The sequence below is a fragment of the Burkholderia sp. AU31624 genome, from assembly GCF_020420065.1.
Lineage (GTDB): Bacteria > Pseudomonadota > Gammaproteobacteria > Burkholderiales > Burkholderiaceae > Burkholderia.
Window position 1 is genome coordinate 759,373 of sequence record NZ_JAIZRT010000002.1, and the last position, 12,984, is coordinate 772,356.

The window sequence follows — 12,984 nt, forward strand, 5'->3', positions numbered from 1 at the left end:
CGGGGTGCCAACCGCTGCGACATCCGCGCCGTGCGCCGGCGCGATGCCCCGTCATGCCGTGTCCGTGATCGTGACGGCGGCCCCCAATCGAGGAGTGCATTCATGTTGAAACCCGAAGTCGACAGCCTGGTTCCCCACGTTCCGTTCTCGCGCCGCAAGTTCATGCAGGCCGCGCTGGGCGGTGCCTTCGCGGCGGCCGTGCTGCCCGTGTCGGCGCAGACGGTCACGACCGACAGCGAAGGGCTGGACGTCGACACCGTCGAGATCCGCTCGGGCGACGCGAGCGTGCCCGCGTATCGCGCGCAGCCGAAGGACAAGACGAACCTGCCGGTCGTCATCGTGATCCACGAGATCTTCGGCGTGCACGCGCACATCGCCGATGTCTGCCGCCGCTTCGCGAAGCTCGGCTATCTCGCGATCGCGCCGGACCTGTTCGCGCGGCAGGGCAATGCGGAGAAGTATCCGACGATCAAGGATCTGGTCGAGCACATCGTCAGCAAGGTGCCGGACCGGCAGGTGACCGAGGATCTCGATGCGACCGTCGCGTGGGCCGGCAAGAACGGCGGCGACCTGTCGCGTCTCGGCGTGGTCGGGTTCTGTTGGGGCGGCCGCCAGAGCTGGCTGTATGCGGAGCACAATCCGCACGTGCGTGCGGCCGTCGCATGGTACGGGTTCGTCGAAGGCAAGACCGACGAGATGACGCCGTTCAACCCGGTCGATCATGCATCGTTGCTGAAGGTGCCCGTGCTCGGGCTGTATGGCGAGAAGGATGCGAACATCACGCAGGCGTCGCTCGCCGACATGCGCAAGGCAATCCAGACGAGCGATTCGAAGCTCGCGCGCGAATCGGAGATCGTCGTGTACCCGGATGCCGGTCACGCGTTCTTTGCCGATTACCGGCCGAGCTATGTGAAGGCCGACGCGGAGGAGAGCTGGAAGCGCGCGATCGCGTGGCTCCGCAAGTACGGCGTGATGTAAACGGCAAGCGGCGGCATGGGCCGCCGCTTCGTTGCGACTGCGCCGCGCCGGCGCTTACGGTGTCGGGCCGGTCGCGATCGGCCGCGACGGGTCCGCGCTCCACTCGCTCCACGAGCCCGGATACAGCGATGCGCCGTGCAGGCCCGCAACTTCCAGCGCCAGTGCGTTGTGGCATGCGGTCACACCGGAGCCGCATTGTAGGATCACGCGGTTCGGTTCGGTGCCCGCCAGCACGGCGGAAAACGCCTCGCGCAGTTCATGGCCGGTCTTGAAGCGGCCGTCGGCGGTGAGGTTGTCCTTGAAGAAGCGGTTGCGTGCGCCGGGGATGTGGCCACCCACGCGATCGATCGTTTCGTTTTCGCCGCGGTAGCGATCGGGTGCGCGCGCATCGATCACGACACGCGTGGGTGCGTTCACGTTGGCGAGCACGGCTGCCGCGTCGACCGTCGATTCGAGCGGCGCGGCCGCACGGAAATCGCCGGCTGCCGGGTGCGGTACGTCGGCCGTCAGCGGCTGGCCGGCCGCTTCCCAGGCCTGCAGGCCGCCGTCGAGCACGGCAACCGAATCATGCCCGAGCCAGCGCAGCAGCCACCACAGGCGCGCCGCATAGGCGCCGCCTTGTGCGTCGTACGCGACGACCTGCTGGCCTTGCTTGAGGCCGCGGCTCGCGAGCAGCGTGGCGAGTGCGTCGCGGGTCGGCAGCGGATGGCGGCCGTTGGTGCCCGTCTTGCGGCCCGACAGGTCGCGGTCGAGATGGAGGTATTGGGCGCCGGGGAGATGGCCGGCCGCATAGGCGGCCTCACCGGCGGCGGGATCGACGAGATCGAAGCGGCAGTCGAACAGCGCGACGCTGCCGGGCGCCGCCGCCAGGCGCTCGGCGAGATTGGCGGCGGAGATGAGCGTGGTGTAGTGAGTGTGTGGCATGACGGCTCCCTGGAGTGCGAATGGCCTGACATTCCAAGTCTAAACAAAAAAAGACGGGCCGAAGCCCGTCTTTTCGTCTGCCGGATACCGTGCGGCGTCAAAGCGCCGCACCGGTTATCAGATGTCGCCGAGGTGGCGGCGCAGGAACTCGTGGAAGTGCTGCATGCCGTCTTCCATCGGGCTCTGGTACGGGCCGACCTGCGACTCGCCGCGTGCCATCAGCGCACGGCGGCCTGCGTCCATCCGCATGGCGATCTCGTCGTCCTCGACGGCCGTTTCCATGTAGGCGGCGCGTTCGGCCTCGACGAACTCGCGTTCGAACAGCGCGATTTCCTCGGGGTAATAGAACTCGACGATGTTGGTCGTCTTTTGCGGGCCTTGCGGAATCAGCCACGACACGACGAGCACGTGCGGATACCACTCGATCATCAGGCCCGGGTAGTAGACCATCCAGATCGCGCCGAACTCCGGCGGCACGCCGTTGCGGAACTTCAGCACCTGCTCGTGCCATTTCTGGTAAGTCGCGCTGCCCGGTTTCGCGAGCGCGTTGTGCACGCCGACCGTCTGCACGCTGTACCAGTCGCCGAACTCCCACTTGAGGTCGTCGCACGACACGAAGCTGCCGAGGCCCGGGTGGAACGGGACGACGTGGTAATCCTCGAGGTAGACCTCGATGAACGTCTTCCAGTTGTAATCGCACTCGTGCACTTCGACGTGATCGAAGTGGTACTCGGAGAAGTCGAAGTGATGCTTCGTGCCGAGGTGGGCGAGGTCGCGCGCGACATTCCGGCCTTCGGCCTCGAACAGCAGCCCCTGCCAGTTCTGCAGCGGGCTCTTGCCGAGGTTCAGGCACGGCTTGTCGGGGAAGTGCGGCGCGCCGAGCAACTCGCCTTCCAGATCGTACGTCCAGCGGTGCAGCGGGCACACGATGTTCTGCGTGTGGCCGCGCCCATTGAGCATGATCGCCTGCCGGTGGCGGCAGACGTTCGACAGCAGTTCGATCTGGTTCGCCTGGTTGCGGACCAGCACGCGGCCTTCCTGCTCGGACGGCAGCGCAAAATAATCCCCCGCCTCGGGCACCATCAATTCGTGCCCGACGTAACGAGGTCCTTTCTTGAAGAGGGTTTCGATCTCGCGCTCGAGTAGCGCCTCATCGAAGTATGCAGTGACTGGAAGCTGGCTGTGAGCCGACTTCAACTGAAGCGCATCGCTCAGATTGGACATTCCCACTCCCGGTGTTAGCGTGAAAGCAGTGAACAACCCAACCATCGAAAAATCGATTTAGGGAAACGGGGAATTATACCCGGTTCGCCTCGCAAGGCTAGGATTAAGTGCCTGATTTGTGTCAATTTTTTGTCGGGCGACAATCGGCAGGCGCACAATGTGTGTCGAAGGTGGGGCCGGAATATGTACCCACGTGCCACGACGGCAGGTCGGAAAATTCTCTTTTGCCGTAGAATGTCCGACTTGTTTTGAAATTTGACACCCTCGTCCATGGCGAAAACCGCATCCCCAGGCGCCACGCCGCCCGGCAATGGTACCGAACCGTTGCCGGACAATTACGAAACGGCGCTCGCGGAACTCGAGACGCTGGTTGCCCGGATGGAAGGCGGCGCGTTGAGCCTCGAGGATTCACTGACGGCATATCGCCGCGGTGCGACCCTCGTTGCGTTTTGCCAACAGCAGCTCGAGAAAGTGGAGCAGCAGGTTCGCGTGCTCGACGGCGCGACGCTGAAGCCGCTTTCGTCCGGAACGGCCGCCACGGACGGCGAAGACGACGATCTATGACATTCGAACAATGGATGCGGTCCGTGCTTGACCGTGTCGAGGACGCACTCGGCCACTATTTGCCCGCTGAAACCGCGGTGCCGGAGAAACTCCACGAGGCGATGCGCTATGCGGTCCTCGGCGGCGGCAAACGCGTTCGCCCGCTGCTGTGCCATGCAGCAGGCGAACTGACCGGCGCGACCGAAGCGGCCCGCAATGCGGCGGCGGCCGCACTGGAGATGATCCACGTCTACTCGCTCGTGCACGACGACATGCCGTGCATGGACGACGACGCGCTGCGTCGCGGCAAGCCGACCGTGCACGTGCAGTACGACGAGCCGACGGCACTGCTCGTCGGTGACGCGCTGCAGTCGCAGGCGTTCGTTGCGCTGACCGATGCCGCCGCGCTGTCGCCGGTGCAGCAGGCCGCGCTCGTGCGCGAGCTGGCGCTGGCAAGCGGCTCGATCGGCATGGCCGGCGGGCAGGCGATCGACCTGGCGAGCGTCGGCCTCAAGCTGACGCTCGAGCAGCTCGAGACGATGCACCGGAAGAAGACCGGCGCACTGCTGCGCGCGGCCGTGCGGATGGGCGCGCTGGCCGGCGAGGCGCCGTCCGCGGAAACGATGGCGGCGCTCGATGTATACGCGGGGGCCGTGGGTCTGGCTTTCCAGGTCGTCGACGATATTCTCGACGTCACGACCGATTCGGCGACGCTCGGCAAGACGGCCGGCAAGGATGCGGCGAACGACAAGCCGACCTATGTATCGATCCTCGGCCTCGACGCGTCGCGCGAGCTCGCAGCACAACTGCGCGCCGAAGCGCACGACGCGCTGAAACCGTTCGGCGCGCGCGCACAGCGTCTGGCCGAACTTGCCGACCTGGTAGTGAACCGGGTCAGCTGACGCGAAAGCCCGCCGCCGCGCACATGCTACGGTGCGTGCATCAGAATGCGGGCGCGTTTGATTTCCTACAATGGAACGACGATGTACGACTTGCTGAAAACCATCGACGACCCGGCGGATTTGCGCCGCCTCGATCGTCGCCAACTGCAACCGCTCGCGGATGAACTGCGCGCGTTCGTGCTCGACAGCGTGTCGAAGACGGGCGGCCATTTGTCGTCCAACCTCGGGACGGTCGAGCTGACGATCGCGTTGCACTACGTGTTCAATACGCCGAACGATCGGATCGTCTGGGACGTGGGCCACCAGACCTACCCGCACAAGATCCTGACGGGCCGCCGCGACCAGATGCATTCGCTGCGCCAGCAGGACGGCATCTCGGGCTTCCCGCGCCGCAGCGAATCCGAATACGACACGTTCGGCACCGCGCACTCGAGCACGTCGATCTCGGCCGCGCTCGGCATGGCGATCGGCAGTCAGTTGAACGGCGACGACCGCTTCTCGATCGCCGTGATCGGCGACGGCGCGATGACGGCCGGCATGGCATTCGAGGCGATGAACAACGCGGGCGTGTCGGAAGACGCGAAAGTGCTCGTGATCCTGAACGACAACGACATGTCGATCTCGCCGCCGGTCGGCGCGCTGAATCGCCATCTCGCACGCCTGATGTCGGGCCGCTTCTATGCGGCTGCGCGCGCGGGCGTCGAGCGCGTGCTGAGCGTCGCGCCGCCGGTGCTCGAACTTGCACGCAAGCTCGAAGAGCACGCGAAGGGCATGGTCGTGCCGGCTACCCTGTTCGAAGAGTTCGGCTTCAACTACATCGGCCCGATCGACGGTCACGATCTCGATTCGCTGATCCCGACGCTGCAGAACATCCGCGAACTGCGCGGCCCGCAGTTCCTGCACGTGGTGACGAAGAAAGGCCAGGGCTACAAGCTCGCCGAAGCGGATCCCGTGCTCTACCACGGCCCCGGCAAGTTCAACCCGGCCGAAGGCATCAAGCCGTCGGCCACGCCCGCGAAGAAGACGTACACGCAGGTGTTCGGCGAATGGCTGTGCGACGAAGCCGAGCGCGATACGCGCGTCGTCGGCATCACGCCCGCGATGCGCGAAGGCTCGGGCATGGTCGAGTTCGAGAAGCGCTTCAAGGATCGCTACTACGACGTCGGCATCGCCGAGCAGCACGCGGTGACGTTCGCGGGCGGCATGGCAACCGAAGGCCTCAAGCCGGTCGTCGCGATCTACTCGACGTTCCTGCAGCGTGCTTACGACCAGCTGATCCACGACGTCGCGCTGCAGAACCTGCCGGTCGTGTTCGCGATCGACCGTGCCGGCCTCGTCGGCGCGGACGGTGCGACGCACGCGGGCGCGTACGATCTCGCGTTCATGCGCTGCATCCCGAACATGACGATCATGGCTGCGTCCGACGAGAACGAATGCCGCCAGATGCTGCACACGGCGCTGCAGCAGCCGAACCCGACCGCGGTGCGCTATCCGCGCGGCGCGGGCACGGGTGTGCCGACGGTGAAGGAATTCACCGAGATCCCGCTCGGCAAGGGTGAAGTGCGTCGCCAGACGTCGCAGCCGGAAGGCAAGCGCGTCGCGATCCTCGCGTTCGGCACGATGGTCGCGCCGTCGCTCGCCGCGGCCGAGGAGCTCGACGCAACCGTCGCGAACATGCGCTTCGTGAAGCCGATCGATGCGGCGCTCGTGCGCGAACTCGCCGAGACGCATGACTACCTCGTCACGGTCGAGGAAGGCTGCGTGATGGGTGGCGCGGGCTCGGCCTGCGTGGAAGCCCTGATGGAGAGTGGGGTTATCCGACCCGTACTACAATTGGGCCTCCCTGACCTGTTCATCGATCACGGCGACCCCGCGAAGCTGCTGTCGCAATGCGGCCTCGACGGCGCGGGTATCGCGAAATCGATTCGCGAACGCTTTCTGAATCCGGCGGCCAACGTCGCCGGTCAGGCGAAGCGCGTCGCATAAGCTGGCGCCGCCTGCGGGCGGTGTCGGTGCGACTGGCGCAACCGGTCTTCATTGATGCGGAAAACATGGGCCTGCGGGCCCATGTTGCTTTTCCGGCTGCCGCATGACGCGGCGTGCGCGTCGTCGAACGCGCGGCTTACAAGGATTGAACAAGATGAACCAGATGAATCCCGCCTTCGTGATGCCCGACGTGCAGAGCACGGTGGATACCCGCCAGATTCCGATTCAGCGTGTGGGCGTGAAGGCGGTCCGGCATCCGTTGACGGTGTGCACCGAAAGCGGCGACGTGCAGCCGACCGTCGGTGTCTGGAACCTCGATGTCCGCCTGCCGGCCGACCAGAAGGGCACGCACATGTCGCGCTTCGTCGCGCTGCTCGAAGAGAACCGTGCACCGCTGACGGTCGAACGTTTTCGCGCGATGCTCGCATCGATGCTCGAGAAGCTGGAAGCCGAAGCCGGTCGCATCGAAGTCACGTTCCCGTACTTCGTGAACAAGACGGCGCCGGTGTCGGGCGTGCAGAGCCTGCTCGATTATGAAGTGACGCTCGCGGGCGAAAGCCGCAACGGCGATACGCGCCTGTTCCTGAAGGTGCTCGTGCCCGTGACGAGCCTGTGCCCGTGCTCGAAGAAGATCTCGCAGTACGGCGCGCACAACCAGCGTTCGCACGTGACGATCGACGCGGAGCTCGCGGCCGACCTGCCGGTCGAGGCGCTGATCCGCATCGCCGAGGAAGAGGCGTCGTGCGAGCTGTGGGGCCTGCTGAAGCGTCCGGACGAGAAGTTCGTCACCGAGCGCGCGTACGAGAACCCGAAGTTCGTCGAGGATCTCGTGCGTGACGTCGCACAGCGTCTCGATGCGGACGAGCGTGTGGCGGCATACGTGCTCGAAGCCGAGAACTTCGAGTCGATCCACAATCACAGCGCGTATGCGCTGATCGAGCGCGACAAGCGACAGGCTGCATAACGCCGCGGCGTTTTGTCGCGTCGATGAAGAAAGGCCGCTCAAAATTGAGCGGCCTTTCTGTTTGCCGGTGCGACTTTGCGTCGCGTGCGTGGCGCGGCTCAGCGCGCGAGCGACGCGAGATCCCAGCGCGGCTTCACCGTGAATGCGTAGTCGGCATTCGCCTGCTCGGGCCAGCGGCCGAGCCGCAACGCGCCTGCGAGCGCGATCATCGCGCCGTTGTCGGTGCAGAGCGCGAGATCGGGGTAATGCACATCGAAGCCGCGCTTGGCCGCGGCGGCCGACAGTGCCGCGCGCAACTGGCGGTTCGCGCCGACCCCGCCCGCGACCACGAGACGCTTGAGCTTTGTCTTCTTCAGTGCGGCGAGCGACTTGGCGACGAGCACGTCGACGGCCGCGTCGACGAAGCCGCGCGCGAGGTCGGCCTTCGCGCGTTCGAGTGCTTCACCTTCGAGCCTGGCCGCTTCGAACTTCTTCATCTGCGTGAGTACAGCCGTCTTCAGGCCGCTGAAGCTGAAGTCGAGGTCGCCCGAATGCAGCATCGGGCGCGGCAGGACGACCGCACCCGGCGTGCCGGTCTCGGCGAGCTTCGACACTTCCGGGCCGCCCGGGTAGCCGAGGCCAATCAGCTTGGCCGTCTTGTCGAATGCTTCGCCGGCCGCGTCGTCGAGCGTTTCGCCGAGCGTCTCGTACACGCCGACGTCGGTCACGCGCATCAGTTGCGTGTGCCCGCCGGACACCAGCAGCGCGACGAACGGGAACGGCGGCGGCTGGTCGACGAGCAGCGGCGACAGCAGGTGGCCTTCGAGGTGGTGGATGCCGACGGTCGGCTTGTTCCAGGCGAGCGCGAGCGCATTCGCGATGCTCGCGCCGACCAGCAGCGCGCCGGCGAGGCCGGGGCCCTGTGTGAACGCGATCGCGTCGATGTCGTCGCGGCGCGTGCCGCTTTGCGCCATCACTTCCTCGAGCAGCGGCAGCGCGCGGCGGATGTGGTCGCGCGATGCGAGCTCGGGCACGACGCCGCCGTATTCGCGGTGCATGGCGATCTGCGAGTGGAGCGCGTGCGCGAGCAGGCCGCGCTGCGTGTCGTAGAGCGCGAGGCCGGTTTCGTCGCAGGAGCTTTCGATGCCGAGAACGAGCATGGGTACGGGCAGGGCACGCCGTATCGGGCGCGCCGCGGGAAGGTCAACGTAACCGGAAAGTATAGCAGGCGAGGGCCTGCCCCCGCTGGCAGCGGCCCGGGCCGCATGCCGGGCAGGTACAATCCGCGCCATGGAAACTTATGACATCGCCGTGATCGGCGCGGGCGCCGCCGGAATGATGAGCGCCGCGGTGGCCGGGCAGCTCGGCCGCCGCGTCGTGCTGATCGATCACGCGCCGCGGCTCGCCGAGAAGATCCGCATCTCGGGCGGCGGCCGCTGCAACTTCACGAACCTGTACGCCGGCCCCGACAACTATCTGTCGTCGAATCCGCATTTCGCGCGCTCGGCGCTGGCGCGCTATACGCCGCGCGACTTCCTCGGGCTGCTCAAGCGCCATCACGTGACCTGGCACGAAAAGCACAAGGGCCAGCTTTTTTGCGACCACGGCAGCGACGCGATCATCGACGTGCTGAAGCACGAGTGCGACGCGGGCGGTATCGCGTGGCGCCGGCCCGTCGTCGTCGACGCGGTGCGCCACGCGCCGTCCGACGGCTTCACGCTCGACACGCAGCAGGCCGGGACGATCGGTGCGCGCGCACTGATCATCGCGACCGGCGGCCTGTCGATCCCGAAGATCGGCGCGACCGACTTCGGTTACCGGATCGCCAAGCAGTTCGGTCACAAGCTCATCGATACGCGGCCCGCGCTCGTGCCGTTGACGTTCGCGCAGCAGGACTGGGAGCCGTTCGCGGCGTTGTCCGGCGTGTCGCTCGAAGTGCGCGTCTCGACCGGCGACAGGAAGCGCGGCGGCGAATTCGTCGAGGATCTGCTGCTGACCCATCGCGGCCTGTCCGGGCCCGGGATCCTGCAGATCTCGAGCTACTGGCAGCCTGGCGACCCGATTCGCGTCGACCTGCTGCCGCAGCGCGACACGGTGGCCGACTTGCTCGACGCGAAACGCACGTCGAAGCGCCAGATCGGTTCGCTGCTCGCGGACTGGGTGCCGTCGCGCCTCGCGCATGCGTGGCTCGACACGCATCGCGTCGCGGCCGACGCACGGCTCGCGGATCTGCCCGACAAGACGCTGCGCCAGATCGGCGATGCGCTGTCCGGCTGGACGCTGACGCCGAACGGCACCGAGGGCTACAAGAAGGCCGAGGTAACGAAGGGCGGGGTCGATACGCGTGATCTATCGTCGACGACGATGATGAGCGCGCGCGTACCGGGGCTGTTCTTCGTCGGCGAGGCGGTGGACGTGACGGGCTGGCTCGGCGGCTACAACTTCCAGTGGGCGTGGGCGTCCGGCACGGCGGCCGGACAGGCCGCGGCGGAGTATGCGCGCGGCGCCTGACGGGGCCGGGCCGACGCCGTTTTGGCGGGGCCGGGCCCCGTGCCTTTAGGCAATCGCTCTGCTATACTCGGTAGTCTTTCCTTGCAAACCTTTATTCGTGTCGGATCATGACGATCATTCGCGTTAAAGAGAACGAGCCGTTCGAAGTTGCAATGCGTCGCTTCAAGCGCACGATCGAGAAGAACGGTCTGCTGACCGAGCTTCGGGCGCGCGAGTTTTACGAGAAGCCGACCGCGGAGCGCAAGCGCAAGAAGGCTGCTGCAGTGAAGCGTCATTACAAGCGCATCCGCAGCCAGACACTGCCGAAGAAGCTGTACTGAACGATTGGGCGCCGCGCGGTTCGCTGAGCGGCGCACCGGCGACTCCGTGCGATCAGGTGATCGCGAAAGATCGAGCATGATCGTGCGACCGATCGGGCGAGCCGCCGATGCCGGATTCGAGCAACCCGCTTGAGACATTGTCCCAAGCGGGTTTTTGTCTTGACGCCCTTTGGCGGGCGTCGGATTCACGTTTCCTTCCCGGGTGAAAGATGAGTTTGAAAGAGCAGATCAGCGAAGACATGAAGGCCGCGATGCGCGCGAAGGACAGCGAGCGCCTGGCAACGATTCGCCTGCTGATGGCCGCGATCAAGCAACGCGAAGTCGACGATCAGATCACCCTCGACGATGCGGGCATCACGGCCGTGATCGACAAGATGATCAAGCAGCGCAAGGATTCGATCAGCCAGTTCCAGGCAGCCAGCCGTGACGACCTCGTCGCGAAGGAGCAGGCCGAACTGGTCGTGCTGAGCGGCTACATGCCCGAGCAGCTGTCGGAGGCCGAGGTGGCCGCCGAAGTCCAGGCAGCGGTCGCGCAGACGGGCGCCGCCGGCCCGCAGGACATGGGCAAGGTGATGGGCGTGCTGAAGGGCAAGCTCGCCGGCCGCGCCGACATGACGGCCATTTCCGCGCTGGTCAAGGCCGCGCTCACGAAGTAACACCTGTTTCCCCGGCGCGTGCGATGCATGCGCGGGGGTGTCGTATTGTCTTTTTTCGCTCGATCCCACGGTGATTCCGCATTCGTTCCTGCAGGACTTGCTGAACCGCGTCGATATCGTCGACGTGGTGGGCAAGTACGTGCAGCTCAAGAAGGGCGGCGCCAATTTCATGGGGCTGTGCCCGTTCCATAACGAGAAGAGCCCGTCGTTTACCGTCAGCCCGACCAAGCAGTTTTATCACTGCTTCGGTTGCGGGGCTCACGGCACGGCGATCGGCTTCCTGATGGAACACGCGGGGCTCACATTCCCGGAGGCCGTGCAGGATCTCGCGCAGTCCGTCGGGCTGACCGTGCCGCACGAGCCGTCGATGCGCGGCGGCGGTGGGGGCGGCGGCGGTGGCGGTGACTATCCGGCGCCCGTGTCGAAATCGGTCGCGACTGCGTTGTCCGATGCGATGACCGCCGCGTGCGATTACTACCGCAAGCAGTTGCGCGGCGCGACCGTCGCGATCCAGTACCTGAAGAACCGGGGCCTGACCGGCGAGATTGCCGCGCGCTTCGGGCTCGGCTACGCACCGGACGGCTGGCAGAACCTCGAAGCCGCGTTCCCCGACTATCGCGACGAGTCGCTCGTCGAGTCGGGGCTCGTGATCGTCAGCGAGAAGACCGATGCGCAGGGCGTCGCGCGCCGCTACGACCGGTTCCGCGAGCGGATCATGTTCCCGATCCGCAATGTGAAAGGCCAGGTGATCGGCTTCGGCGGGCGCGTGCTCGGCAGCGGCGAGCCGAAGTACCTGAATTCGCCTGAAACCCCGCTGTTCAATAAGGGCAGCGAACTGTATGGCCTGTTCGAGGCGCGGCTCGCGATTCGCGAGCGCAAGTACGTGCTGGTCGTCGAAGGCTACATGGACGTCGTCGCGCTCGCCCAGCTCGGGTTCCCGAACGCGGTCGCGACGCTCGGCACCGCGTGCACGCCGATTCACGTGCAGAAGCTGCTGCGCCAGACCGATACGGTCATTTTCAGCTTCGACGGCGATTCGGCCGGGCGGCGAGCGGCCCGGCGAGCGCTCGAGGCCTGCCTGCCGCATGCGGGGGACAACCGCACGATCCGGTTCCTTTTTTTGCCGGCCGAGCACGATCCGGACAGCTATGTGCGCGAGTTCGGCGAGGCGGCGTTCTCCGAGCAGGTCGAGCGCGCGATGCCGTTGTCGCAATTTTTGCTGAACGAAGCAATTGCCGGCAAGGCGCTCGATCAGCCGGAAGGCCGCGCGAAGGCGCTGTTCGATGCGAAGCCGTTGTTGCAGGCGCTGCCCGCGAACGCGTTGCGCGCGCAGATCATGCACATGTTCGCCGACCGCCTCGACATCCCGTTCGAAGAGGTCGCGGCGCTGTCCGACGTCGATACGCGGATCGCGGCACCGCCGCGCCAGGCGCCCCCGCGCAGCGAGCGGCGCCGCGTGACGGACAGTGAAAAGCGGGCATTGCGCACGCTGGTGATGCATCCGCGCATCGCGTCGCAGCTCGACGATGAGCAGCTGGCGACCCTGCGCGCATTGCCGCGCATCGGCGAGCTGTTCGCGGAAGTCGTCGATCATGCGCGCGCGCTGGGCGAGGGCGCGGAGTTCCGGCTGCTGTCGGATGTCCTGCGGACGTCCTCGAATGGAGCGACTTACGAGGAAATCTTCCGCGAAATTCTGGACTATGATGAAAACGTCCGCGACTTGCTGTTACAGAATCCGGAAGACGAGACGGTGCCCGAGCGGCAGCGTGAACAGGAACGGATCGCGGGGGAGGAACTGCAGGCGGCGGTACTCAAGATGCGTTACGACGCTTGCTGCGACCGGCTTGACAGGCTGGCGCGGCAATCTGCCTTCACACCCGAGGAATTGGCCGAATTGACGGAATTGAACCAGCAGCGGACCGACATGAAGCGTCGGCTCGGGCTGTAGGCGGCTGGAGAGCTTAGAGAGGGCTCCCCAGCGTGCTATAATATAAGGT

At 65.9% G+C, this 12,984-nt stretch carries 12 protein-coding genes; 9 read left to right on the plus strand and 3 right to left on the minus strand.

Features of this window, described 5'->3' with window-relative positions:
* Positions 1–102: 102 nt before the first annotated feature.
* On the plus strand, positions 103–978 hold the full coding sequence (locus LGM89_RS08725; protein WP_069251089.1) for a dienelactone hydrolase family protein: 876 nt from the start codon (positions 103–105) through the stop codon (positions 976–978).
* 54 nt (positions 979–1,032) lie between these two features.
* Here LGM89_RS08725 and LGM89_RS08730 read toward each other — a convergent pair whose 3' ends face one another.
* Positions 1,033–1,902 (minus strand): sulfurtransferase, encoded by an 870-nt coding sequence (locus tag LGM89_RS08730; RefSeq protein ID WP_089497405.1) that lies wholly within the window; start codon positions 1,900–1,902, stop codon positions 1,033–1,035.
* A gap of 117 nt (positions 1,903–2,019) precedes the next feature.
* On the minus strand, positions 2,020–3,126 hold the full coding sequence (locus tag LGM89_RS08735; RefSeq protein ID WP_089497404.1) for an aromatic ring-hydroxylating oxygenase subunit alpha: 1,107 nt from the start codon (positions 3,124–3,126) through the stop codon (positions 2,020–2,022).
* A 270-nt stretch (positions 3,127–3,396) separates the two neighbouring features.
* Here LGM89_RS08735 and LGM89_RS08740 point away from each other — a divergent pair, with 270 nt between their 5' ends.
* From LGM89_RS08740 to folE2, 4 genes are all read left to right on the plus strand, one after another.
* Positions 3,397–3,690, plus strand: coding sequence for an exodeoxyribonuclease VII small subunit (locus LGM89_RS08740; RefSeq protein WP_027791079.1), 294 nt, complete (start codon positions 3,397–3,399; stop codon positions 3,688–3,690).
* Entirely contained in the window at positions 3,687–4,571 is an 885-nt protein-coding gene (locus LGM89_RS08745) for a polyprenyl synthetase family protein (protein WP_226204097.1), read from the plus strand. The genes LGM89_RS08740 and LGM89_RS08745 overlap by 4 nt, the downstream gene beginning before the upstream one ends.
* A gap of 81 nt (positions 4,572–4,652) precedes the next feature.
* Positions 4,653–6,557: a 1-deoxy-D-xylulose-5-phosphate synthase gene (dxs, locus tag LGM89_RS08750; RefSeq protein WP_226272853.1), complete on the plus strand. Its 1,905-nt coding sequence runs from the start codon at positions 4,653–4,655 to the stop codon at positions 6,555–6,557.
* Positions 6,558–6,711: 154 nt separating this feature from the next.
* Positions 6,712–7,521, plus strand: a complete 810-nt coding sequence (gene folE2, locus LGM89_RS08755) for a GTP cyclohydrolase FolE2 (protein WP_011355803.1) — start codon at positions 6,712–6,714, stop codon at positions 7,519–7,521.
* 98 nt (positions 7,522–7,619) lie between these two features.
* On the opposite strand, the gene tsaD is transcribed toward folE2, so the two are convergent.
* Positions 7,620–8,660, minus strand: a complete 1,041-nt coding sequence (tsaD, locus tag LGM89_RS08760; RefSeq protein ID WP_089497402.1) for a tRNA (adenosine(37)-N6)-threonylcarbamoyltransferase complex transferase subunit TsaD — start codon at positions 8,658–8,660, stop codon at positions 7,620–7,622.
* 130 nt (positions 8,661–8,790) lie between these two features.
* On the opposite strand from tsaD, the gene LGM89_RS08765 reads away from it, so the two are divergent.
* From LGM89_RS08765 to dnaG, 4 genes are all read left to right on the plus strand, one after another.
* Complete coding sequence (locus tag LGM89_RS08765) at positions 8,791–10,011, plus strand: NAD(P)/FAD-dependent oxidoreductase (RefSeq protein WP_089497401.1); 1,221 nt, start codon at positions 8,791–8,793, stop codon at positions 10,009–10,011.
* Positions 10,012–10,118: 107 nt separating this feature from the next.
* The gene (gene rpsU / locus LGM89_RS08770) at positions 10,119–10,331 is read left to right on the plus strand and encodes a 30S ribosomal protein S21 (RefSeq protein WP_006479415.1); all 213 of its coding nucleotides are present in this window, start codon (positions 10,119–10,121) and stop codon (positions 10,329–10,331) included.
* 209 nt (positions 10,332–10,540) lie between these two features.
* Complete coding sequence (locus tag LGM89_RS08775) at positions 10,541–10,987, plus strand: GatB/YqeY domain-containing protein (protein WP_089427999.1); 447 nt, start codon at positions 10,541–10,543, stop codon at positions 10,985–10,987.
* 70 nt (positions 10,988–11,057) lie between these two features.
* A complete protein-coding gene (gene dnaG / locus LGM89_RS08780) occupies positions 11,058–12,935 on the plus strand; it encodes a DNA primase (RefSeq protein WP_206137471.1) in 1,878 nt (625 codons plus the stop codon).
* The last annotated feature ends 49 nt before the right edge of the window (positions 12,936–12,984 follow it).